We start from the raw sequence: 22314 nt of genomic DNA on the forward strand, positions 1-22314 counted from the left end.
CGGCCCCGGCAGCGCCGACGAGGCCGGCCAACCCGCCGGGGCCAACCGACCCGCCTGAGCCGGCGGCTACCCCGCCTCAGCCTCCCGACCCGCCTCAGCCGACCGGCCCGGCTGAGCGGGCTTCCCAGCCGGGGCCAACCGACCCGCCTGAGCCGGCTGCCCCGCCTCAGCCTCCCGACCCGCCTGAGCCGACCGCCCGGCTCAGCATGCCGACCGCCCGAGGTGACGGACCAGGCCACTCGCCCCGGCCCGGTCGGCCGCGCGGATCTGTCCCCGGCAAGGCTGAACTCGTGCTGCCCGGCGTCCGTGGGTACGGATGACCGCAGTGGTGCCGGGCCATCGGACCCGCCCCCACCCCGTCCCCGACCCGACTCCACCCGACTCAACCCGACCCCACCCGAGCCAAACAGGTCTACACCAATCCGCCGTCGGCCCTTGTCATGGGGCCACCCGGTCTGATGAGCTGTGGCCTGGGACACAACGGACACCCCGAGAAAGGGAGATGTCGTGAGCAACGAGAGCCTGGCCAACCTCCTCAAGGAGGAGCGACGCTTCGCGCCGCCCGCTGACCTGGCCGCGAACGCCAACGTCACGGCAGAGGCGTACGAACAGGCCAAGGCTGACAGGCTCGGCTTCTGGGCCGAGCAGGCCCGCCGGCTCACCTGGGCGAAGGAGCCGACCGAGACGCTCGACTGGTCGGACCCGCCGTTCGCCAAGTGGTTCAAGGACGGCACGCTCAACGTCACCTACAACTGCGTGGACCGGCATGTGGAGGCGGGCCACGGCGACCGGGTCGCCATCCACTTCGAGGGCGAGCCCGGCGACAGCCGCTCCCTCACCTACGCCCAGCTCAAGGACGAGGTGAGCAAGGCCGCCAACGCCCTGCTGGAGCTGGGCGTGCGCAAGGGCGACCGGGTCGCCGTCTACATGCCGATGATCCCGGAGACCGCGGTCGCGATGCTGGCCTGCGCCCGGATCGGCGCAGCGCACTCGGTCGTGTTCGGCGGGTTCTCCTCGGACGCGCTCGCGACCCGTATCCAGGACGCCGACGCCAAGGTCGTCATCACCGCCGACGGCGGGTACCGGCGCGGCAAGCCGTCCGCGCTCAAGCCGGCCGTCGACGAGGCGGTCGAGCGCGCGACCGGCGTCGAGCACGTGCTCGTGGTCCGCCGCACCGGCCAGGACGTCGCCTGGAACGACACGCGCGACCAGTGGTGGCACGACCTCGTCGACCGCCAGCCGGCCGAGCACGCCCCGGAGGCGTTCGAGGCGGAGCACCCGCTGTTCATCCTGTACACGTCCGGTACGACGGGGAAGCCGAAGGGCATCCTGCACACCTCCGGCGGCTACCTCACCCAGGCGGCCTACACCCACTGGGCGGTCTTCGACCTCAAGCCGGAGACCGACGTGTACTGGTGCACCGCCGACGTCGGCTGGGTCACCGGGCACTCCTACATCGTGTACGGGCCGCTGGCCAACGGTGCCACGCAGGTGATGTACGAGGGCACCCCGGACACCCCGCACCAGGGCCGGTTCTGGGAGATCGTGCAGAAGTACAGGGTCTCGATCCTCTACACCGCGCCGACCGCGATCCGGACGTTCATGAAGTGGGGCGACGACATCCCCGCCAAGTTCGACCTGTCCTCGCTGCGGGTCCTCGGCTCGGTCGGCGAGCCGATCAACCCGGAGGCCTGGGTCTGGTACCGCAAGAACATCGGCGCGGACACCACGCCCGTCGTCGACACCTGGTGGCAGACCGAGACCGGCGCAATGATGATCACTCCGCTGCCGGGGGTGACCGAGACCAAGCCCGGCTCTGCGCAGCGCCCGCTGCCCGGCATCTCCGCGACCGTCGTCGACGACGAGGCCCGCGAGGTGCCCGACGGCGGTGGCGGCTATCTGGTCCTCACCGAGCCGTGGCCGTCGATGCTTCGCACCATCTGGGGCGACGACCAGCGGTTCATCGACACCTACTGGTCGCGGTTCGAGGGCAGGTACTTCGCCGGGGACGGCGCCAAGAAGGACGACGACGGCGACATCTGGCTGCTCGGCCGGGTCGACGACGTGATGCTGGTCTCCGGGCACAACATCTCCACAACGGAGGTCGAGTCCGCCCTGGTCTCCCACCCCTCGGTCGCCGAGGCGGCCGTGGTGGGCGCGGCGGACGAGACGACCGGACAGGCGATCGTCGCCTTCGTGATCCTGCGCGGCACGGCGGCGGAGAGCGAGGACCTGGTCGGCGAACTGCGCAACCACGTCGGTGCCACGCTCGGCCCGATCGCCAAGCCCAAGCGGATCCTTCCGGTGGCGGAGCTGCCGAAGACCCGCTCCGGCAAGATCATGCGACGGCTGCTGCGCGATGTGGCGGAGAACCGGCAGCTCGGCGACGTCACCACACTGACCGACTCGACGGTCATGGACTTCATCCAGGCCAAGCTTCCGGCGGCGCCGAGCGAGGACTGACCTCCGGCCGAAGGGCACCCGGCGGACACTCGCAGGGTGCCCTTCGCCACGCCCGGAACCAGCCCCGGAACCAGTAACCGGGATCAGCCGCAGAACAAGTCTGGACCAGCCCCGGAAACAGTCCGGACCAGGCACGGGCCAGCCCCACGTCCGGGGCCGCGCCCCGTCCCGGGACCATCCGCAGCGGGGCCCGGATCGGGTTCGGGATGAGTTAGGGTCGGGCTCGGCCGAACCCCGGGAAGATCATCCGACTACCTGCCCGCACATTAGGTAAGCTAAGGAACGCGTCAAAGACACAACAAGAACCTCATGGTGCGCCGGGAAGTCTGGTCGGCATGGAATTCGTGCTGCCCATCGACCGGAGGTCTCCCTCGTGACCGAGCCCCGCACCACCCGCAAGGCTTTCGGACGCCTGTCGCTGCCCGAGCGCAACTTCGTCGCCGAGGCGCTGCGCACCGAGACGGTCGGCGGTGTCCTGCTGCTGGTGGCCGCGGTCATCGCGCTGGTTTGGACCAATGTACCGGCACTCCACGACAGCTACGAGAGTGTCAGCCACTTCCACATCGGGCCCAAGGCCATCGGCCTGGACCTGTCCATAGCCCACTGGGCCGCCGACGGACTCCTGGCGATCTTCTTCTTCGTCGCCGGCATCGAGCTCAAGCGCGAACTGGTCGCCGGTGACCTGCGCGATCCCAAGGCCGCCGCGCTGCCCGTGGTCGCCGCGCTGTGCGGTATGGCCGTACCGGCGCTCGTCTACACCGTCACGGCCGCCTCCGGGGGCGGCTCGCTGGCGGGCTGGGCGGTGCCCACCGCCACCGACATCGCCTTCGCGCTGGCCGTGCTTGCGGTCATCGGCACATCACTGCCCAGCGCCCTGCGCGCCTTCCTGCTGACACTGGCCGTCGTCGACGACCTCTTCGCGATCCTGATCATCGCGGCCTTCTTCACCGACACCCTCAACTTCGCCGCACTCGGCGGCGCGATCGCCGGTCTGGCCCTCTTCTGGTTCCTGCTGCGCAAGGGCGTTCGGGGCTGGTACATCTACATCCCGCTCGCCCTGACGATCTGGGGGCTGATGTACAACAGCGGCATCCACGCCACGATCGCCGGTGTCGCGATGGGCCTGATGCTGCGCTGCCACCGCCACGACGACGAGGAGCACTCCCCCGGCGAGCACATCGAGCACCTGGTGCGCCCCATCTCAGCGGGCTTCGCCGTTCCGCTGTTCGCGCTGTTCAGCGCGGGTGTCGCGGTCGGAGGCGGAGCGCTTGCCGACGTCTTCACCAAGCCCGAGACGCTCGGCGTGGTGCTCGGACTGGTCCTCGGCAAGACCTTCGGCATCTTCGGCGGCACCTGGCTGACGGCCCGCTTCACCAAGGCCTCGCTCAGCGACGATCTGGCCTGGGGCGATGTGTTCGCGGTGGCCACCCTGGCCGGAATCGGCTTCACCGTGTCGCTGCTCATCGGCGAGCTGGCGTTCGAGGGCGACGCGACGATGACCGAGGAGATCAAGGCCTCCGTCCTGACCGGCTCCCTGATCGCGGCGGTCCTGGCGACGGTGCTGCTGAAGATACGGAACGCCAAGTACCGCAAGATGATCGAGGACGAGGAGCGCGACGAGGACCTCAGCGGGATACCCGACGTCTACGAGGAGGACGACCCGGCGTACCACCTGAGGATGGCCGCGATCCACGAGCGCAAGGCCGCCGAGCACCGGCGGCTGGCCCAGGAGAAGACCCAGGAGCGGCACGGACTTGCCGAAGTGCCCGGCGCGGCGGGCGAGGACGACAACGGTCCGGCATGATCTGACGAGACGGTACAAATGACGGAACCGTGCACGGCAGGCGGAGGCCGGCCCGGCACGGAACCGCACCGAACCGTACGCAGACAAGCCAGCAGAAGAGGGAGACCGCGATGAGCGCACCCGACGGCAGCCCGGTCGGCACCGAACGCAGCATCGGCCAGCTGTTCGCCTCGGCGACGGCCGAGATGTCGGAACTGGTGCACGATGAGATCGCGCTGGCAAAGGCCCAGCTCAAGCAGGACGTCAAGCGCGGGGTGACCGGCAGCGCGGCGTTCCTGGTGGGCGCGGTGCTGCTGCTGTTCTCCCTGCCGATGCTGAATTTCGCCCTGGCCTACGGCATCCGCACCTGGAGCGGCTGGAACCTCGCGGTCTGCTTCCTGCTGTCCTTCGCGGCGAACGTCCTGGTCGCCGGCCTCCTCGCACTGATCGGCTTCATCTTCCTGAAGAAGGCCAAGCAGAGCCACGGTCCGCAGAAGGTCGCCGCCTCGGTGAAGGAGACGGCGGGCGTGCTGCAGAAGGCCAAGCCGCACCCGCGACCGGAGCGGCCGGAGCTCGTGGAGCTGCCGCGGGACCGCGCGCCCGAAGCCGTCGAGGCTGTGGCACGCTCGTCCTCATGACGGGCTCCTCCACCCCATCGGGGCAACCCTTCCCAGGGCCTTCTTCCGCGGGGCAGTCCCCTTCGGGGCAATCCGCCTCGACGCAACCCGCCTCGGTCGTACGTCTCGACGTGCCCGGCGGTCGCGAGGTGACGCACCGGGACGTCGCCGCCAACGGTGCGCGCTTCCACATCGCCGAGCTGGGCGACGGGCCGCTGGTGCTGCTGTTGCACGGCTTCCCGCAGTTCTGGTGGACCTGGCGGCACCAGCTGGTGGCGCTCGCCGACGCGGGCTTCCGCGCCGTCGCCATGGATCTGCGGGGCGTCGGTGGCAGCGACCGCACCCCGCGCGGCTACGACCCGGCCGGGCTCGCCCTGGACGTCACCGGGGTGATCCGCTCCCTGGGCGAGCCGGACGCCGCGCTCCTCGGCCACGACCTGGGCGGCTATCTCGCCTGGACGGCCGCCGCGATGCGCCCCAAGCTCGTACGCCGGCTCGCGGTGGCGTCGATGCCCCATCCGCGGCGCTGGCGCTCGGCGATGCTCGCGGACGTCAAGCAGACGCGCGCCGGATCCCACATCTGGGGGTTCCAGCGGCCGTGGATCCCGGAACGCCGGCTGACCGCGGACGACGGCGCGCTGGTGGGAGAGCTGATCCGGGAGTGGTCGGGCCCGCGTCCACCGGAGGACGAGGCGGTGGAGGTGTACCGCCGCGCCATGTGCATCCCGTCCACGGCGCACTGCTCGATCGAGCCCTACCGCTGGCTGGTGCGCTCGCTCGCCCGTCCCGACGGTATCCAGTTCAACCGGCGGATGAAGCGACCCGTACGGGTGCCGACGCTGCATCTGCACGGCTCGCTCGACCCAGTGCTGCGCACCCGCAGCGCGGCCGGGTCCGGGCAGTACGTCGAGGCCCCGTACCGCTGGCGGCTGTTCGACGGTCTCGGCCACTTCCCGCACGAGGAGGACCCGGTCGCCTTCTCCGCGGAGCTGATCAACTGGCTGAAGGACCCGGAGCCCGACCGGTGACGGACAGGTGACCGACCGGAACGGTTGTCCTACGAACGGCCACTTGCCCGGCGCATAGGCCAATTGGCCGCCTCGGAAGCGGTTATCGACCTTCGGGCGGGGGCACACGTCGGGGTATGGGCTGGACGCACGACTACAACGACGTAGTACGCAATCGCCGCACCGCAAACGGTGTGAGCCCCCATCAGCGAGGCACCACCCCGCAACTGTCGGGCACGGACCTCCGGGTGGGCATTCCGCGCATTCTGCGCCGCCGGGCCCGCTGGGTCTCCGTACGCCTGCGTCACCCGCGGGGCTGACCCCGCTTCCGGCCCACTCCCCCACGTTCGGCCCAGCGGGCGCCCTTGCGGAGCCTGCAGGACACCGCGGCTGCCGCTGCCTTCAGGACACCGTGGTCACTGGTGCCCGTAGACCAACGGGGTCACTGGTGCCCGTAGACCAACGGGGTCACCGCTGCCGGCGACACTCGGCCGGCGCCGTCTAGAGCGCACAGCTGTCGCTGTCCACCTGCTGGTTCGCAGAGCGGCCCTTGGCGATGTCCTCCTGGATCTCGTCCGCGGTGAGCGCGTAGCCGGTCTCCGCGTCGTCGAGGGACTTGGCGAAGACCACCCCGTAGACCTGGCCGTCGGGCGTGAGCAGCGGGCCGCCCGAGTTGCCCTGGCGGACGGTCGCGTACAGGGAGTAGACGTCCCGGCGTACGGTGTCGCGGTGGTAGATGTCCGGGCCGTTGGCGGTTATCCGACCGCGCACGCGCGCGGAGCGCACGTCGTACGCGCCGTTCTCCGGGAAGCCCGCGACGATCGCGCTGTCCCCGGTGTCCGCGTCCTCGGTGGCGAACTCCAGCGCGGGCGCCCGCAGATCTGGCACGTCGAGGACGGCGATGTCGCGCTCCCAGTCGTAGAGGACGACGGTCGCGTCGTACTTCCGCCCCTCACCGCCGATCTGCACGGTGGGTTCGTCCACACCGCCCACCACATGGGCATTGGTCATCACACGGCGCTGGGCGAAGACGAAGCCGGTGCCCTCCAGCACCTTGCCGCATCCGGTGGCGGTCCCCATCACCTTGACGATGGAGCGCTGGGCGCGCGCGGCGACCGCGCTGCCGGCGAGCGCCGGGTCCGGGGGCTCCACCTCCTTGATCGGCTCGCTGGAGAACGGGCTGAAGACCTGCGGGAAGCCGTTCTGCGCGAGGACGGAGGTGAAGTCGTCGAACCAGGTGTCGGCCTGGTCCGGCAGCACCTCCTGCACCCCCAGCAGCACCCTGGAGTTGCGGACCTCCTTGCCCACCGTCGGCATCGTCGTCTGTGCCACTGCGGAGCCGAGCAGCCAGGCGACCAGCAGCATCGCCACCACATTGACGAGCGCACCGCCGGTGGCGTCCAGCGCGCGGGCGGGGGACCAGGTGATGTACCGGCGCAGCTTGTTGCCCAGATGGGTGGTGAGCGCCTGGCCGACGGAGGCGCAGACTATGACGACGACCACCGCGACGACCGCGGCCGTCGTGCTCACCTCCGCGTTGTCCGTGAGGGCGTCCCAGACGACGGGCAGGGTGTAGACGGCGACGAGGCCACCGCCCAGGAAGCCGATCACCGACAGGATGCCGACGACGAAGCCCTGGCGGTAACCGACGATCGCGAACCAGACGGCGGCGACCAGCAACAGGATGTCCAGCACGTTCACCGCTTCTAGCCTCGCCTCGTCAATCCGCTCGCCTCGGCCCGGCCGCAACGGGCCGGTGAGCCGCCCCCCGAAAGACACGGCACGGCGCCCACCTTGTCATGAGCGCCAGTCCAGCGGGACCTTTCTTCCCCGGTCCCAGGGCCGCTCCCAGCCCGCGAAGTGCAGCAACCGGTCGATGACTCCGGCCGTGAACCCCCACACCAGGGCCGATTCGACCAGGAATGCCGGACCCGTGTGGCCGCTGGGGTGGACGGCTGTGGCCCGGTTGGCGGGGTCCGTGAGATCCGCCACGGGGACGGTGAAGACCCGGGCGGTCTCGTTGGGATCGACGACGCCGACCGGACTGGGCTCGCGCCACCAGCCCAGCACCGGGGTGACGACAAAGCCGCTGACCGGGATGTAGAGCCGGGGCAGCACCCCGAAGAGCTGTACGCCCGCCGGGTCGAGCCCGGTCTCCTCCTGGGCCTCGCGCAGCGCGGCCCGCAGCGGGCCGTCCTCCTGCGGATCGCCGTCCTCCGGGTCGAGGGCGCCGCCGGGGAACGACGGCTGGCCGGCGTGGGAGCGCAGAGAGCCGGCGCGCTCCATGAGAAGCAGCTCTGGTCCGCGCCCGCCGCCGCGGGCCGCCTCGCCTGCGCCACCCACGCCGCCCGCTTCACCGGTGCCGACAGCCCCGCTCGCGCCGTCCCGGGGGCTTCCGCCGCCGAACAGGATGAGGACGGCGGACTGCCGCCCGGCGCCGTTGGCCGGCGGCAGAAAGCGGCTCAGCTGACCGGGCTGGACCGTCTCCGCAGCCCGCACGACGGGCTCCAGCCAGCCCGGAAGGCCCTCCCTGTCGAGCGCCACGCCCTGAATATGACTCGCACGCGTCATCGCCACCCCCGCTCTGCCGAGTCCAACGCCCGGCGACCCCGAGATCGTTCCGTCATCCGGCCCCCAGCGGCGGCGCCGGTCTGCCGCCCGCGTCCAGATAGGCCTGCGGCGGGTCGAGCCGCTGGCCGGGCAGCCCGCCCTTCTCGTATTTGAGCAGCTTCTTCGCCTTCTCCGGATCCGTCTCGCCCTCGCCGTACGCCGGGCAGAGCGGGGCGATCGGGCAGGCGCCGCAGGCGGGCTTGCGGGCGTGGCAGATGCGCCGGCCGTGCCAGATGACGTGGTGCGAGAGATCCGTCCAGTCACTCTTCGGGAAGAGCCCGCCGATCGCGGCCTCGATCTTGTCCGGGTCGGTCTCCTCCGTCCACTGCCAGCGGCGCACCAGGCGCTGGAAGTGTGTGTCGACGGTGATGCCGGGGCGGCCGAAGGCGTTGCCGAGGACGACGAAGGCGGTCTTGCGGCCGACGCCGGGCAGCCTGACGAGGTCGTCGAGACGGCCGGGGACCTCGCCGCCGAACTCGTCCGACAGGGCCTTGGACAGCCCTATCACCGACCTGGTCTTGGCCCGGAAGAAACCGCACGGACGGAGGATCTCCTCGACCTCCTCGGGGTTGGCGGCGGCCAGGTCCTGCGGTGTCGGGTACTTGGCGAACAGTGCCGGGGTGGTCTGGTTGACCCTCAGGTCGGTGGTCTGCGCGGACAGCACCGTGGCCACCAGCAGCTGGAAGGGGTTTCCGAAGTCCAGCTCCGGGTGGGCGTACGGGTAGACCTCGGCGAGTTCGCGGTTGATCCGGCGGGCACGGCGGACCAGAGCGGTGCGGGACTCGTCGCGGGGCGACCTCGCGGCCACGGCCTTGGCGGGCGCGACGCCCTTGACGGCGGCGGTGGCCTTCTTGGGGACGACGGCCGGTTTCTTGATCTTGGCGGTGGTCGCCTTCTTGGCGGTGGTCGCCTTCTTCGCCGCGGTCTTGTTGGCGACTGTGGTCTGCTCGGCGGCGGCCGTCTTACTCGCGGCCACCGTCCTGCCCGCGGTGGTCGCCTTCTTCGTGACCGCGGCCTTCTTGGCGGCGGCCGTCTTCTTCCTCGCCGCCGTTGCCTTCTTCGCCGCCGTCGGCTTACCGGCGGCGGTCTTCTTCCCGGAAGCCGTCCCTTTTGTCACTTTCGCCGTTTCCTTACCGCCATCGGGGCCTTGTTCGCCCACAGCGGAATCGCGATGTGCAACCACCCGTCCAGCCCCCTCGGCCTGCGCTCTCACCGGCGATTTGGACACCCGGCCAGCCTACGACCCACCACCGACATCCGCGCCGGACCCCGAAGATCGGCGCCCAATTGGACCCCTGCCGCGTACCCCGGGACATGTGTGCGGCATCCTTGTGACAGATCACACTGTTTGGAACGTCCGGCAAAATGGGCACCACGGTGCCCTGATAGACGGGGGATCAAGATCCCCTGAGCAGGTCGACAAGGAGAGAACTCGTGGACGACGTTCTGCGGCGCAACCCGCTCTTCGCGGCAATCGACGACGAGCAGGCCGCGGAGCTCCGCGCCTCCATGAGTGAGGTGACGCTCGCCCGCGGAGACTCGCTGTTCCACGAGGGGGACCCGGGTGACCGCCTCTACGTGGTCACCGAGGGCAAGGTCAAGCTGCACCGCACCTCCCCCGACGGACGCGAGAACATGCTGGCCGTCGTCGGCCCCGGCGAACTGATCGGCGAGCTGTCGCTGTTCGACCCGGGCCCGCGCACCGCGACGGCCACCGCGCTGACCGAGGTCAAGCTGCTCGGGCTCGGCCACGGCGACCTCCAGCCCTGGCTGAACGCCCGGCCCGAGGTGGCCACGGCACTGCTGCGCGCCGTCGCCCGCCGTCTGCGCAAGACCAACGACGCCATGTCCGACCTGGTCTTCTCGGATGTGCCGGGCCGTGTCGCGCGAGCCCTGCTGGACCTCTCCCGCCGCTTCGGCGTGCAGTCCGAGGAAGGCATCCACGTCGTACACGACCTGACCCAGGAGGAGCTGGCCCAGCTGGTCGGTGCCTCCCGCGAGACGGTCAACAAGGCCCTCGCCGACTTCGCCCAGCGCGGCTGGCTCCGGCTCGAGGCCCGCGCGGTGATCCTGCTGGACGTGGAGCGGCTGGCGAAGCGCTCGCGCTGACCTCACCGGCAGCCCGGCCGGCAGCCCGCTCCGCTCCGACGCCGCCACCCACCGCTCCGACGTCGTGCCGCCCGGCCGGTCACGGGCGGGGCGCGGTGCTCAGCGGGAATCCGCCGGAGCCGCCCCCGCGCTGGTCCGCCATGTCCGTCGGGTCCGCGTCGGCGCGGATCGCGTGGATCATCAGCGTCCCCGAGCCCGTGGGGGCGTCCTCGGCCGCGGTGATCCGGTACTCCACGATGCGGGTGCCGCGGGCCGGCAGGTCCCGCGCGCCGTCGGCGCCGGTCAGGGGCTGGTAGTCGGTGGCCACGACGAGTTCGACCGGCCGCCACACTCCGCCGCGGGCCTCGCGTCGTTCCACGGTCAGTTTCGGCGCCCGTTCGCCCGCGTAGTTCCACTCGACCTGGGCCGACAGCGCGATGCCGGCCAGTGGTTCGTCCGCGGTGCTGCAGAGTTTGACCAGGGCGGTCTGCGGTGGTCCGCCCGGGTGCACGGTCACCCCGTCCGGACGGCTGTCGGCGACGGTGATCCGGTGGCCGCTGGCCCTGTCGGCGTCGGTGAGCTCCGGGCAAGGCTCGTCCCGGAAGGCGGCCAGGCCGGGGGCGGGCGGCGGGCCGCTGCTCCCCGCCGTCGTGGCACCTTCGGCCGTCGTGGCGCCCTCGGGCGGTTCGGTCAGCACCGGGGCCCCGGACGCGGGTGCCTCCTTCGCACCGTCCGTCCGTGCGGCGGACGGCCCTCCGCACCCGGCCGTCAGGAAGATCACCGCCCCGGCGGCGGCTGCGGCCACCCGGGCCCGGCGTGGGACTCCGTCGTCTCCGTACATCTGCACCCCTCCTGGCGGATCACCGATCAGAGATCCGGACGCGTGGCATCCGCTCGGCGGTTGCAGTCTTCGCCAGGGGCGTGCGGACCACGGCCGGAGGTGTCCGGGCCGTCCCTACGACCTCCCGGACGGGCTTAGATGAGCCCGTGCCCCTCCAGGTACTCCAGCTGTGCCCGCACCGACAGCTCCGCCGCCGGCCACAGGGAGCGGTCCACGTCCGCGTACACATGGGCGACGACCTCGCCGGGGGTGCGGTATCCGTCCTCCACGGCCGTCTCCACCTGGGCGAGGCGGTTGGCGCGGTGGGCGAGGTAGTACTCGACGGCGCCCTGGGCGTCCTCCAGGACCGGGCCGTGGCCCGGCAGCACCGTGTGCACACCGTCGTCGACCGTGAGCGACCTGAGGCGCCGCAGGGAGTCCAGGTAGTCGCCGAGCCGGCCGTCGGGGTGGGCGACGACGGTCGTACCGCGCCCCAGGATCGTGTCGCCGGTCAGCACGGCCCGGTCGGCCGGGAGGTGGAAGCAGAGGGAGTCGGCGGTGTGGCCGGGGGTGGGGACGACCCTCAGCTCCAGACCGCCGGTGCGGACCACGTCCCCGGCGGCCAGCCCCTCGTCCCCCAGCCGGAGCGCCGGGTCCAGGGCCCGTACGTCGGTGCGGGTCAGCTCGGCGAAGCGGGCGGCGCCCTCGGCGTGGTCGGGGTGTCCGTGCGTCAGCAGGGTGAGGGCGACGCGCTTGCCGGCCCGGTCGGCCGTGTCGACGACGTGCCGCAGATGCTTCTCGTCCAGCGGGCCCGGGTCCACCACGACGGCAAGGTCGGAGCCGGGCTCGGAGAGAATCCAGGTGTTCGTCCCGTCCAGGGTCATCGCCGACGGGTTGGGCGCGAGCACGTTCACCGCGCGCGCGGTGGCGGGTCCGGTGAGGACTGCGCCGCGCGGCTGGCCGGGCAGGGTGTGTGCGTCCGTCATGCGGGGGCTCCCCCGGTCGGGTCGGTGGTCGGGGCGGCGGGGGTGGCCGGCACATGCCTGGTGAACTCGTCGTGCCCGGGCCAGGACAGGACGATCTCCCCGCCCGCCGGGCGGGCCTCGGCCAGTACGGGCGTCAGGTCCCGCCCCCGCGCTCCGGCCAGCGCCCCGGCCGCCGTGTCGTAGACGCTCAGCGCGCGCAGGGTGGCGATGGTCGGGGGCATCATCAGCAGCTCGCCCCGGTCGTAGCCGGCCGCCGCCTCGGCCGGGGTGGTCCACACCGTGCGGTCGGCCTCGGAGGAGGCGTTGCGGGTCCGCTGCCCCTCGGGGAGCGCGGCCACGAAGAACCAGGTGTCGTAGCGGCGGGCCTCGAACTCCGGGGTGATCCAGCGGGCCCAGGCACCCAGCAGGTCGGAACGGAGCACCAGCCCCCTGCGGTCCAGGAACTCCGCGAAGGACAGCTCACGGGCGACCAGTGCGGCCCGGTCGGCCTCCCAGGAGTCGCCGGTGGTGTCCCCGGCCACCGAACCGGCGGTCGGGCCGGCGAGCAGGACGCCCGACTCCTCGTAGGTCTCCCGCACGGCCGCGCAGACGATCGCCTGGGCACCGCTCTCGTCGACGCCGAGCCGATCGGCCCACCACGCGCGCGTGGGGCCCGCCCAGCCGATGTCCCGGTCGTCGTCGCGCGGGTCGACGCCGCCGCCCGGATAGGCGTACGCGCCCCCGGCGAACGCCATGGAGGTGCGGCGGCGCAGCATGTGGACGGCGGGGCCGGTGCCGGTGTCCTTCAGGAGCATGACCGTGGCCGCGCGCTTCGGGGTGACAGGCTTCAGGGTGCCTGCCGCCAGCGCGCGGATGCGGTCCGGCCACTCCGGTGGGTACCACTGCCCATTCGCCATGGCCGGAGGCTATCGGGTGACGGGCGGATGTTCGAGTGGCCGCTGGGCCGCGGCACTGTGCCCGCGCACGGCGCCGACGGTACCGCCCGCCGCCCCATCCCTCCGCTCCGTGTCCGCCTCACCCACACACTCCGCTCGTTGCCCGCCCACGGGCGGTCGTCCGGCCCGCCCCCGGCGGGCGGCAGGTGCAGGGGGCGGGCCGGACGATCAGTAGGCGGCGGTCTCCACGGGAACATCACGGGGACACTGCCGGGACGCCGGACGGACCGCACTCTCGAGGAACTCGTCGAAGAAGTCGTCGAGGACACCGGAGGGGCTCCACGAGAGCCCGCGGGGACAGCGGGCCATCGAAAACCCTCGCTGCCGGCGTGGGGCCCCACGAGAGACCGCGGGGACAGCGGAGGGAGTCCGCCAAGAGCCCTCGGGGACTCCACGGGGAGCCCGCCGACTCCCAGGAACTCCGCGGGAACCCGCCGGGGCTCCGCGGATCCCGTCAGCCCTGCGTCAGCTCCACCTGGATCTCGACCTCGACCGGAGCATCGAGCGGCAGCACCGCCACGCCGACCGCGCTGCGGGCGTGCACACCCTTGTCGCCGAGCACCTCGCCGAGGAGCTCGCTTGCGCCGTTGAGCACGCCGGGCTGCCCGGTGAAGTCGGACGCGGACGCCACGAAACCGACGACCTTCACCACGCGCGCGATGCGGTCGAGATCACCGGCAACGGACTTCACCGCCGCCAAGGCGTTGAGCGCGCAGGCCCGCGCCAGCTCCTTGGCCTCCTCCGCGGTGACCTCGCCGCCGACCTTGCCGGTGACCTGCAGCTTGCCCTCGACCATCGGCAGCTGGCCGGCGGTGTAGACGTACGGCCCGGACTGCACGGCCGGCTGGTACGCGGCCAGCGGCGGGACGACCTCCGGCAGGGTCAGACCGAGCTCGGCCAGCCTGGCCTCGACGGCGCTCACGCCTGCCTCTCCCGCTTCAGGTAGGCCACGAGCTGCTCGGGGTTGTTCGGCCCGGGCACGACCTGGACGAGCTCCCAGCCGTCCTCGCCCCAGGTGTCCAGAATCTGCTTCGTGGCATGGACGAGCAGCGGCACGGTTGCGTATTCCCACTTGGTCATGTGGGCGACTCTAGCCGCTGCTCCGGAGCCCTCACGAGCCACTGCTCCGGGGCGGGACCCGGACGGCCCGCGGACGGCCCGCGGACGGCCCGGAGCGGTCACCGGGTCCCCTCCGGGAGGGCGGTCGCGGACGCGTTGTCCACAGCCTCCCGCGTGGCCCGGGGGCGGACTGGTTACGCTCGAAGGCGTGAGCAGGCTCCAGGTCGTCAGCGGCAAGGGCGGAACCGGTAAGACGACGGTGGCCGCCTCCCTCGCCCTGGCCCTGGCCACGGAGGGGAAGCGGACGCTTCTCGTCGAGGTCGAGGGTCGGCAGGGCATCGCGCAGCTCTTCGAGACGGAAGCGCTGCCCTACGAGGAGCGGAAGATCGCCGTCGCTCCGGGCGGCGGGGAGGTGTACGCCCTCGCCATCGACGCCGAACGCGCCCTGCTGGACTACCTCCAGATGTTCTACAAGCTCGGCAGCGCCGGACGCGCCCTGCGCAAGCTCGGCGCCATCGACTTCGCGACCACCATCGCGCCGGGTGTCAGGGACGTCCTGCTGACCGGCAAGGCGTGCGAGGCGGTGCGCAGGAAGCAGCCCGACGGCCGGTTCGTGTACGACTACGTCGTCATGGACGCGCCGCCGACCGGCCGGATCACCCGGTTCCTGAACGTCAACGACGAGGTGGCCGGGCTGGCGAAGATCGGCCCGATACACAATCAGGCGCAGGCGGTGATGCGGGTGCTGAAGTCCCGCGAGACCGCGGTGCACCTGGTGACGCTGCTGGAGGAGATGCCGGTCCAGGAGACGGTGGACGGCATCGCCGAGCTGCGCTCCGCCCGGCTGCCGGTGGGACGGGTCGTCGTGAACATGGTGCGGCCGGAGGTCCTGGACGCCGGGGAGCTGGAACTCGTACGGGGCTTGCCGCGTTCGTCTGTTGCGCGCTCGCTGTCGGCCGCGGGGCTCGGCGGGGCGCGGCGCGGCGGGCATGCCGAGCGGCTGGTGGATCCGCTGCTGAGGCAGGCCGAGGAGTACGCCGAGCGGCATGCGCTGGAGCAGGAGCAGCGGGCCGCCCTGGGCGAGCTGGGCCTGCCGCTGCACGAGCTCCCGCTGCTCGCCGAGGGCATGGACCTGGCGGGTCTGTACGAGCTGGCCACCGATCTGCGGAAGCAGGGGATCGCATGAGTGGGGAAGCGGAGGCGGACCACAGGCACGGGGAGCGGACACCGGCGCGGGAGAGCGCGCGTCCGCTGGCCCCGGCCCGTGGGCTCGACGTCGACCCGCTGCTGCAGGACCCGAAGACCCGCATCGTGGTGTGCTGCGGCGCGGGCGGGGTCGGCAAGACGACCACGGCGGCGGCGCTGGGGCTGCGTGCCGCCGAGCGGGGCCGCAAGGTGGTGGTCCTCACCATCGACCCGGCCCGGCGGCTCGCCCAGTCGATGGGCATCGACTCGCTGGACAACACCCCGCGCCGGGTGAAGGGCATCGACGACTCGGCGGGCGGCGAGCTGCACGCGATGATGCTCGACATGAAGCGCACCTTCGACGAGATCGTCGAGGCGCACGCGGACCCCGAGCGGGCCGCCGCGATCCTGGGCAACCCCTTCTACCAGTCGCTCTCGGCGGGCTTCGCGGGCACGCAGGAGTACATGGCGATGGAGAAGCTGGGACAGCTGCGGTCCCGGGACGAGTGGGATCTGATCGTCGTCGACACTCCGCCGTCCCGTTCGGCGCTGGACTTCCTGGACGCCCCCAAGCGGCTGGGGTCCTTCCTGGACGGCAAGCTGATCAGGGTGCTGCTGGCCCCGGCGAAGGTGGGCGGCCGTGCGGGCATGAAGTTCCTGAACGTCGGGATGTCGATGATGACCGGCGTTCTGGGGAAGGTGCTCGGCGGGCAGTTCCTCAAGGACGTGCAGACGTTCGTGGCCGCGATGGACTCGATGTTCGGCGGGTTCCGCACCCGCGCGGATGCGACGTACCGGCTGCTCCAGGCGCCGGGGACGGCGTTTCTGGTGGTCGCGGCCCCGGAGCGGGACGCGCTGCGGGAGGCCGCGTACTTCGTGGAGCGGCTGGCGGCGGAGGACATGCCGCTGGCCGGTCTGGTGCTGAACCGGGTGCACGGCAGCGGCGCCGCCCGGCTGTCGGCCGAGCGGGCGCTCGCCGCCGCGGAAAATCTTGAGGATCCCCGCATTGTGGATCAGGACGGCGGGAAAGCTGGACTTCGTAACTCTCCCGACACGTACGGCAGTTCAGACTCCCCCGATTCCGAAGCACCGTCCGGCGCAGAGGCACTCGCGCAGTCCGGCAGAGCCGTCGGCGCCCTCGCCGGCGATGACGACCCCGCCGACCCGGCCGACCAGTCCCAGGCGGGGGCACAGCCGGGCACACGCCGCGGTACGACGGCCGCCGAGAGCGCCGACGACCGTCGGGCGTCGGACACGCCCGCCCCCGGCACACGGAGACCGGACACGCAGGAGCCCTCCGTGGACCAGCTCACCGCGGGCCTGCTGAGGCTGCACGCGGACCGGATGCACCTGCTCTCGCGCGAGCAGCGCACACGCGACCGATTCACGGCGCTGCACCCCGAGGTGGCGGTGGCCGAGGTGGCCGCGCTTCCCGGCGACGTGCACGACCTCGCGGGCCTGCGGGACATCGGGGATCGCCTCGCGACGGGCCGGCCGGAGCTGCCCGACACACAGGTGTGAGACCGGCGCGGGTGGCCGACGTGCGTGACCTGCGTGGGTGACGGAGGCGGCGCCTGACGGAGGAATGCGGGAGGCGGCAGGGCCTCAGCCGACGGCCGCGAAGTCCTCGTACACCTCGTCGTCGCCCAGGGGCACCACCCCGGCTCCGCGCTCGTACTCCGTGCGCGCCGTCTCCAGCAGCCGGCGCCAGGAGGTCACGGTGGGCCGCCTGCGCAGCAGTGCGCGGCGCTCGCGCTCCGTCATGCCTCCCCACACGCCGAACTCGACGCGGTTGTCCAGCGCGTCGGCCAGGCACTCGGTCCGCACCGGGCATCCGGTGCACACCGCCTTGGCCCTGTTCTGCGCTGCTCCCTGAACGAACAGTTCGTCCGGATCGGTAGTGCGGCAGGCGGCCTGCGCACTCCAGTCGGTTACCCAGCCCATACCGGCGCCGTCCTCTCCCGAATCGAGGCTCCCCCACGGCGGCAGCGGCATATTCACCGCCGCCAGTTGAGGACGTTACGGAAGGCGGGCACAGCGCAACACCCCCGTCGGGCCCAATTGTGGATGGCCCGAACGGACTATGGGTAAGCGGCAGATCACCCGGGGGAGTGAGCTGACGACATACGCGACGAACCCGGCATTCGGGTCGTTTCCATCGCGTCACATCGGACACCAAATGACACACAAGGCGGATTCGGGCGCGGATCACGCTCACTCCGACACGCGCCCGCGCACACCAACACGCCCCGGCCGCAAGCCGGTGTGAAAAAAACCTGAGCAGACCCGGAACGATTCGAGGTCGCCGGACGTATTGATACGTGGCCGCACCGCTGTGACAGTTGGGAGCAGCTTAGGCCAAGGCATATACGCGTGTCCGGCGAATGAGAACGTAGGCTGCCCTCATGCCAAAGAAGCGCTCGGGCGGTGGTCTGTCTCCTGCACAGCAGGCCGCCAAGTTCCTCGGTGTCAGTGTGCTCGCGGGAGCCGTGCTGGCCGGCATCGCGCTGCCCGCCGTGGGCGCGCTGGGGCTGGCCGCGAAGGGGTCGGTGGAGAGCTTCGACGAGCTCCCCGCCAATCTGAAGACGCCGCCGCTGAGCCAGCGCACCACGATCCTCGACGCAGAGGGCGACCTGATCGCCACGGTCTACTCGCGCGACCGCACGGTGGTCGGACTGAAGGACATCTCGCCGTACATGCAGAAGGCGATCGTCGCCATCGAGGACTCGCGCTTCTACCAGCACGGCGCGGTCGACCTGAAGGGCGTGCTGCGCGCCCTCAACAAGAACGCGCGCAGCGGCGAGGTCTCCGAGGGCGCGTCCACCCTCACCCAGCAGTACGTCAAGAACGTCTTCGTCGAGGAGGCCGGCGACGACCCGACCAAGGTCGCCCAGGCCACCCAGCAGACCCTCGGCCGCAAGATCCGCGAGCTGAAGTACGCGATCCAGGTCGAGGAGGAGCTGGGCAAGAAGAAGATCCTCGAGAACTACCTGAACATCACGTTCTTCGGCCAGCAGGCCTATGGTGTCGAGGCCGCCTCCCAGCGCTACTTCTCCAAGCGCGCCGAGGACCTCAACCTCCAGGAGGCCGCCCTCCTGGCCGGCATCGTCCAGTCCCCGAGCCGCTACGACCCGGTCAACGACGAGGCCGAGGCCAAGAAGCGGCGCAACATCGTGCTCCAGCGCATGGCCGAGGTAGGTGACGTCTCCCAGGCGGAGGCCGACCAGGCCAAGGAAGCCCCGCTCGGCCTGGACATCAGCCGCCCCAAGAACGGCTGCATCACCGCGGTCAAGGGGGCCAGCTTCTTCTGCAAGTACGTGGAGAAGGTCTTCCTCCGGGACCCGGTCTTCGGCAAGTCCCGCGAGGAGCGCGCCAAGATCTGGAACCAGGGCGGCCTGACCATCCGTACGACGCTCGACCCCCAGGCGCAGGAGTCGGTGCAGGCCTCCCTCAAGGACCACGTCGACCAGTCCGACTCGGTCGCCGCGGCGTCCACCCTGGTGGAGCCCGGCACCGGCAAGATCGTCGCGATGGGCCAGTCGAAGCCCTACGGCTACGGCAAGAACGAGACCGAGTACAACTACTCGGTCGACGCGGCCTACGGCGGCTCGAACTTCGGTTTCCCCACCGGTTCGACGTTCAAGCCGTTCGTCGCGGCGGCCGCGCTCGAGGAGGGGCGACCGCCCACCCAGGAGTACTCGTCGCCGTACGAGATGCCCTATCCGGAGCCCGTGCAGACGTGCAGCGGCAAGCCCTGGATGAACTCCGACGACGAGACCGTCCCGAACGAGAACAGGTCGGAGGTCGGTCCCTACCGGCTGAAGAAGGCGATGGCCCTGTCGGTCAACACCTACTTCGTGCAGATGGTCGCCGACATCGGACTGTGCCCGTTGGTGGAGATGACGGAGGCCCTGCATGTCGTGCAGGGCAACGGCGAGAAGCTTCCGGAAGTGCCCGCCGTCTCTCTCGGCTCCAAGGGCATCTCCCCGCTGACGATGGCGACTGCGTACGCCGCCTTCGCCGCCCGTGGCATGTACTGCACCCCGGTCGCCATCGAGTCGATCACTCAGAAGGTCGGCAGCCAGCGGAAGTCGCTGGAAGTGCCGAAGTCGACGTGCTCGCGCGCGATGAGCGAGAAGACCGCGGACACGGTGAACACCCTGCTGCAGGGCGTCGTCGACTCGGGTACGGGCCGGCAGGCCGGTCTCACGGACCGCGCCAGCGCCGGCAAGACGGGTACGACGGACGAGCGCAAGAACGCCTGGTTCGTCGGCTACACGCCGAACCTGTCGGGTGCGGTCTGGGTCGGCAGCGCCACTCAGCAGGTCAAGATGGTGAACATCAGCGTCGGCGGCGTCTACCACGCCAAGGTCTACGGTGGCTCGGTGCCCGGCCCCATCTGGCGTGACGCGATGACCGGGGCTCTCGTGGGCAAGGACGCCGGTTCCTTCAACCTCATCGACATCCCCGACGGCGAAGACCGCGACCGCGGCGAGGACGACGGTGACGGTGACGGCCGCGGTGACGGCGACAACGACGACGGCAGCAACGACGACGACGGCGGCGGCTTCATCGGTGGCCTGTTCGGCGGGGCCGACGGAGGCGTCGGCGGCGTCGGCGGCGTCGGGGACGCCAACGGGGGCATCGGCAACGGCGGCGTCACCAACGGCGGTGGCACCAACGGGGGCGTCGCCAACGGCGGTGGCACGGGTGGCACCGAGCCGGACCCGGGGTTCACGATCCCGGGGGGATTCGTCCAGGGCCCGGGGAACGGTCCGGGGGGACGCCGCTGAGCCCCGGGCGGCACCGCTGAGCCCCGGGCGGCGGCACCGCTGATCGTGCCACGGGACGGCAAGCATTCATTTCCAGCACCGCTGGGTCGGCCTGGCGCAATTGCGCCAACTCATCGAAATGGGCACCCCTACCGGCGAGGCCGTGAAATATTCACTCACGGCACAGCCACGAGGGTGCCCGTTTCTGTTTCCGCTCCCATGGAGGGCCATGAAAACCCGAACCCGTCTCGGTGTGACGCTCGGCATGCTGCTGAGCACCCTCGCACTCGCCGTGCCCAATTCGGCGTCGGCCGCCGCCCAGGCCTGTTACGACTTCGGGTGCGACGGTCACGACCCGAACATCCAGTCCTGGCAGTCCGGGCCGGTCTCCCCGTACGGCCCTTACCAGCTCGGCAACTCCTTCCTGTACGAGCTGCGGTGGGGGAAGACGGACGGCGACCAGTACAGCTGGGCCCGGCTGCACTACATCAGCGGCTCCGGCCAGAGCGACTGGAACGTGTACGTCCAGCGCTGCACCAAGGACCAGTCGACCTGCTACTGGCGGCTCGGCCTGAAGAAGGGCGGCGCCTCGGGCTGGACCGCCAAGATCCCGGGCGGGACGAACTACTACTGGACGCGTACGCCGATGTACTACAACCCCTCGACGCACATGATGCGGGCCTGCGTCGAGAACCCGTCGGGCAAGCAGAGCTGCACGCCCTGGTACTGATCCGGCCCGGGCCCTCACGGCGAGGGCCCGACCAGCCTCGGGCGGGATGACGCGACGGCGTCGTCCAGCCCTCCGTTTCGCCGGTCTTTGGCGCCGATTATTCGACTTCCCCGGGCAAACAAACCCCATCTAGAATACGGACCGAAGAGAGGCTGTATACCGTACAGGGGAAATCTTGACCGCCAACTCGACCGCCAAGTCGGAATCCCTTACCGACGCCGCCCATATCGACGCCAGTGACCGAAAAATCTTGAACCTCCTGTATGCAGGCCTCAATGATGCTGCGATCGCACGGCAACTCGCCGTAGGGCACCGCACGGTGCAACGCAGGGTTCAACGGCTCATGGAGCTGCTGCAGGCCAATGGGCGAGTGGCCCTCGGGGCACGGGCCCAGGAGCTGGGTCTGCTGCGCTCACCGCGCACGGCTCTCCCCACCCCGTAGCAGGGCGAGCGCTGCCGGTGACCGCGAAGCCGGGTGACGGGTCCGTCAGCCCTCGGCCGGTCCCTCAGCGGTAGCGGGCGGCCCGGGGGCGCCGGGAGGGCTCCGTCACATCGGGCACCACGCCGGCCCCCGCACCCGGGGTCCCGGACCAGCCACGGATCTTGGCCGCGACCCGTGCCAGACGCTCGTCGCCCGGCGGCACGTCGAGGTAGAACAGCCCCTCGTAGGGGCGGCGGTCATCACCGCCCCAGCGGACGACGCCCTCGGTGTCGGCGACGATGTCGCGGATGACCATCTGTTGTCCCGCGGTGAAACCGCCCGCCACGCCCGGCGGGTAGGAGCCCGGCCGGATGACCACGGCGGTACCGGAGGCCCGGGCCGATTCGGGGAGCCGGCTGTCCCGCACCGCCGACGGCGCCACCCAGCCTTCCACCGGGTTCGGCTCGCCGTGCGCACCGAGAGTGTCCACCTCGTAGTGGAAGCGGCGGACCACGTGGATCAGGACCGCGGCGGCGTCGCCCATCCGTACCGGGACGGCCAGACCGGTACCCACCACGGCGCAGGTGACGATGTCGCCGTCGGCGTCGGCGGCCTTCTGCATCTCCCATCCGTTGGCGGACGGACGCCCGGTGTAGAGACGCCGGTGACGGGCCGCGGCCCGGCGCAGCGCCTCCTTGAGCTCGTCGTTCCTGAGGGGCTGCGGTGCGGCGGCGGCAGAGGTCGGCAGGAGGACGGTGGTGGCGAGGCTCGCGGTGGCGGTGACACCGCCCGCGGCGACGAGAGCGGCCCTGCGCGTGATACCGGAGTTGTTCAACAA

Annotated in this window: 22 protein-coding genes; 11 read left to right on the forward strand and 11 right to left on the reverse strand. The window is 71.1% G+C overall.

Annotated features, from left to right (window positions below; genetic code table 11):
* Positions 1 to 507 precede the first annotated feature (507 nt).
* From acs to V5O46_RS12595, 5 genes are all read left to right on the forward strand, one after another.
* Positions 508 to 2463, forward strand: coding sequence for an acetate--CoA ligase (gene acs, locus V5O46_RS12575; protein WP_332884640.1), 1956 nt, complete (start codon positions 508 to 510; stop codon positions 2461 to 2463).
* 373 nt (positions 2464 to 2836) lie between these two features.
* The gene (nhaA, locus tag V5O46_RS12580; protein ID WP_332884641.1) at positions 2837 to 4267 is read left to right on the forward strand and encodes a Na+/H+ antiporter NhaA; all 1431 of its coding nucleotides are present in this window, start codon (positions 2837 to 2839) and stop codon (positions 4265 to 4267) included.
* A gap of 110 nt (positions 4268 to 4377) precedes the next feature.
* Positions 4378 to 4884: a phage holin family protein gene (locus V5O46_RS12585; protein WP_332884642.1), complete on the forward strand. Its 507-nt coding sequence runs from the start codon at positions 4378 to 4380 to the stop codon at positions 4882 to 4884.
* Entirely contained in the window at positions 4881 to 5891 is a 1011-nt protein-coding gene (locus V5O46_RS12590; RefSeq protein ID WP_332884643.1) for an alpha/beta fold hydrolase, read from the forward strand. The genes V5O46_RS12585 and V5O46_RS12590 overlap by 4 nt, the downstream gene beginning before the upstream one ends.
* A 116-nt stretch (positions 5892 to 6007) precedes the next feature.
* Positions 6008 to 6190 carry a hypothetical protein gene (locus V5O46_RS12595; RefSeq protein ID WP_332884644.1) on the forward strand — a complete coding sequence of 61 codons (183 nt, stop codon included), beginning with the start codon at positions 6008 to 6010 and terminating at the stop codon, positions 6188 to 6190.
* Between the two features lie 181 nt (positions 6191 to 6371).
* On the opposite strand, the gene V5O46_RS12600 is transcribed toward V5O46_RS12595, so the two are convergent.
* From V5O46_RS12600 to nth, 3 genes are all read right to left on the reverse strand, one after another.
* Positions 6372 to 7571: a MarP family serine protease gene (locus V5O46_RS12600; protein ID WP_332884645.1), complete on the reverse strand. Its 1200-nt coding sequence runs from the start codon at positions 7569 to 7571 to the stop codon at positions 6372 to 6374.
* Between the two features lie 96 nt (positions 7572 to 7667).
* Positions 7668 to 8441, reverse strand: a complete 774-nt coding sequence (locus V5O46_RS12605; RefSeq protein WP_332884646.1) for an NUDIX hydrolase — start codon at positions 8439 to 8441, stop codon at positions 7668 to 7670.
* A 52-nt stretch (positions 8442 to 8493) separates the two neighbouring features.
* A complete protein-coding gene (gene nth / locus V5O46_RS12610) occupies positions 8494 to 9597 on the reverse strand; it encodes an endonuclease III (RefSeq protein WP_332884647.1) in 1104 nt (367 codons plus the stop codon).
* Between the two features lie 317 nt (positions 9598 to 9914).
* Between nth and V5O46_RS12615 the strand changes: the two genes are divergently transcribed.
* Positions 9915 to 10589, forward strand: a complete 675-nt coding sequence (locus V5O46_RS12615) for a Crp/Fnr family transcriptional regulator (RefSeq protein WP_332884648.1) — start codon at positions 9915 to 9917, stop codon at positions 10587 to 10589.
* A gap of 79 nt (positions 10590 to 10668) precedes the next feature.
* Here the strand turns inward: V5O46_RS12615 and V5O46_RS12620 are convergent, their stop codons facing one another.
* The 6 genes from V5O46_RS12620 to V5O46_RS12645 form a co-directional block, all read right to left on the reverse strand.
* On the reverse strand, positions 10669 to 11409 hold the full coding sequence (locus V5O46_RS12620; protein ID WP_332884649.1) for a hypothetical protein: 741 nt from the start codon (positions 11407 to 11409) through the stop codon (positions 10669 to 10671).
* A gap of 134 nt (positions 11410 to 11543) precedes the next feature.
* The gene (locus V5O46_RS12625) at positions 11544 to 12374 is read right to left on the reverse strand and encodes an MBL fold metallo-hydrolase (RefSeq protein WP_332884650.1); all 831 of its coding nucleotides are present in this window, start codon (positions 12372 to 12374) and stop codon (positions 11544 to 11546) included.
* Positions 12371 to 13270 carry an NUDIX hydrolase gene (locus V5O46_RS12630; protein ID WP_332884651.1) on the reverse strand — a complete coding sequence of 300 codons (900 nt, stop codon included), beginning with the start codon at positions 13268 to 13270 and terminating at the stop codon, positions 12371 to 12373. The genes V5O46_RS12625 and V5O46_RS12630 overlap by 4 nt, the downstream gene beginning before the upstream one ends.
* 207 nt (positions 13271 to 13477) lie before the next feature.
* The gene (locus V5O46_RS12635; RefSeq protein WP_332884652.1) at positions 13478 to 13618 is read right to left on the reverse strand and encodes a hypothetical protein; all 141 of its coding nucleotides are present in this window, start codon (positions 13616 to 13618) and stop codon (positions 13478 to 13480) included.
* Positions 13619 to 13763: 145 nt separating this feature from the next.
* A complete protein-coding gene (locus tag V5O46_RS12640) occupies positions 13764 to 14231 on the reverse strand; it encodes a RidA family protein (protein WP_332884653.1) in 468 nt (155 codons plus the stop codon).
* Positions 14228 to 14389, reverse strand: a complete 162-nt coding sequence (locus V5O46_RS12645; RefSeq protein WP_010986011.1) for a DUF4177 domain-containing protein — start codon at positions 14387 to 14389, stop codon at positions 14228 to 14230. Before V5O46_RS12645 ends, V5O46_RS12640 begins: the two co-directional genes overlap by 4 nt.
* A gap of 187 nt (positions 14390 to 14576) precedes the next feature.
* Here V5O46_RS12645 and V5O46_RS12650 point away from each other — a divergent pair, with 187 nt between their 5' ends.
* Together V5O46_RS12650 and V5O46_RS12655 are read left to right on the forward strand one after the other, a co-directional pair.
* A complete protein-coding gene (locus tag V5O46_RS12650) occupies positions 14577 to 15554 on the forward strand; it encodes an ArsA family ATPase (RefSeq protein ID WP_332884654.1) in 978 nt (325 codons plus the stop codon).
* Complete coding sequence (locus tag V5O46_RS12655) at positions 15551 to 17074, forward strand: ArsA family ATPase (protein ID WP_332884655.1); 1524 nt, start codon at positions 15551 to 15553, stop codon at positions 17072 to 17074. The genes V5O46_RS12650 and V5O46_RS12655 overlap by 4 nt, the downstream gene beginning before the upstream one ends.
* A gap of 84 nt (positions 17075 to 17158) precedes the next feature.
* Here the strand turns inward: V5O46_RS12655 and wblA are convergent, their stop codons facing one another.
* A complete protein-coding gene (wblA, locus tag V5O46_RS12660; RefSeq protein ID WP_332884656.1) occupies positions 17159 to 17497 on the reverse strand; it encodes a transcriptional regulator WblA in 339 nt (112 codons plus the stop codon).
* Positions 17498 to 17958: 461 nt separating this feature from the next.
* On the opposite strand from wblA, the gene V5O46_RS12665 reads away from it, so the two are divergent.
* The 3 genes from V5O46_RS12665 (at position 17959) to V5O46_RS12675 (ending at position 21497) form a co-directional block, all read left to right on the forward strand.
* Positions 17959 to 20346 carry a transglycosylase domain-containing protein gene (locus tag V5O46_RS12665; RefSeq protein WP_332884657.1) on the forward strand — a complete coding sequence of 796 codons (2388 nt, stop codon included), beginning with the start codon at positions 17959 to 17961 and terminating at the stop codon, positions 20344 to 20346.
* Between the two features lie 208 nt (positions 20347 to 20554).
* The gene (locus tag V5O46_RS12670) at positions 20555 to 21055 is read left to right on the forward strand and encodes a hypothetical protein (protein ID WP_332884658.1); all 501 of its coding nucleotides are present in this window, start codon (positions 20555 to 20557) and stop codon (positions 21053 to 21055) included.
* A gap of 175 nt (positions 21056 to 21230) precedes the next feature.
* Entirely contained in the window at positions 21231 to 21497 is a 267-nt protein-coding gene (locus V5O46_RS12675) for a LuxR C-terminal-related transcriptional regulator (RefSeq protein ID WP_332884659.1), read from the forward strand.
* A 64-nt stretch (positions 21498 to 21561) separates the two neighbouring features.
* Here the strand turns inward: V5O46_RS12675 and V5O46_RS12680 are convergent, their stop codons facing one another.
* Positions 21562 to 22311, reverse strand: a complete 750-nt coding sequence (locus V5O46_RS12680) for a hypothetical protein (RefSeq protein WP_332884660.1) — start codon at positions 22309 to 22311, stop codon at positions 21562 to 21564.
* Between the last annotated feature and the right edge of the window lie 3 nt (positions 22312 to 22314).

The sequence above is a fragment of the Streptomyces poriticola genome (assembly GCF_036689765.1).
In the GTDB taxonomy this organism is placed as follows: Bacteria; Actinomycetota; Actinomycetes; order Streptomycetales; family Streptomycetaceae; genus Streptomyces; species Streptomyces poriticola.

Excerpts from the sequence above, each read along its gene's own strand:
- V5O46_RS12590 (WP_332884643.1), top strand. The coding sequence starts at position 4,881 with ATGACGGGCTCCTCCACCCCATCGGGGCAACCCTTCCCAGGGCCTTCT.
- V5O46_RS12605 (WP_332884646.1), bottom strand. The coding sequence starts at position 8,441 with ATGACGCGTGCGAGTCATATTCAGGGCGTGGCGCTCGACAGGGAGGGC.
- V5O46_RS12620 (WP_332884649.1), bottom strand. The coding sequence starts at position 11,409 with ATGTACGGAGACGACGGAGTCCCACGCCGGGCCCGGGTGGCCGCAGCC.
- V5O46_RS12630 (WP_332884651.1), bottom strand. The coding sequence starts at position 13,270 with ATGGCGAATGGGCAGTGGTACCCACCGGAGTGGCCGGACCGCATCCGC.
- V5O46_RS12635 (WP_332884652.1), bottom strand. The coding sequence starts at position 13,618 with ATGGCCCGCTGTCCCCGCGGGCTCTCGTGGAGCCCCTCCGGTGTCCTC.
- V5O46_RS12665 (WP_332884657.1), top strand. The coding sequence starts at position 17,959 with ATGCCAAAGAAGCGCTCGGGCGGTGGTCTGTCTCCTGCACAGCAGGCC.
- V5O46_RS12585 (WP_332884642.1), top strand. The coding sequence starts at position 4,378 with ATGAGCGCACCCGACGGCAGCCCGGTCGGCACCGAACGCAGCATCGGC.
- V5O46_RS12670 (WP_332884658.1), top strand. The coding sequence starts at position 20,555 with ATGAAAACCCGAACCCGTCTCGGTGTGACGCTCGGCATGCTGCTGAGC.
- V5O46_RS12625 (WP_332884650.1), bottom strand. The coding sequence starts at position 12,374 with ATGACGGACGCACACACCCTGCCCGGCCAGCCGCGCGGCGCAGTCCTC.
- V5O46_RS12595 (WP_332884644.1), top strand. The coding sequence starts at position 6,008 with ATGGGCTGGACGCACGACTACAACGACGTAGTACGCAATCGCCGCACC.
- wblA (WP_332884656.1), bottom strand. The coding sequence starts at position 17,497 with ATGGGCTGGGTAACCGACTGGAGTGCGCAGGCCGCCTGCCGCACTACC.
- V5O46_RS12655 (WP_332884655.1), top strand. The coding sequence starts at position 15,551 with ATGAGTGGGGAAGCGGAGGCGGACCACAGGCACGGGGAGCGGACACCG.
- V5O46_RS12645 (WP_010986011.1), bottom strand. The coding sequence starts at position 14,389 with ATGACCAAGTGGGAATACGCAACCGTGCCGCTGCTCGTCCATGCCACG.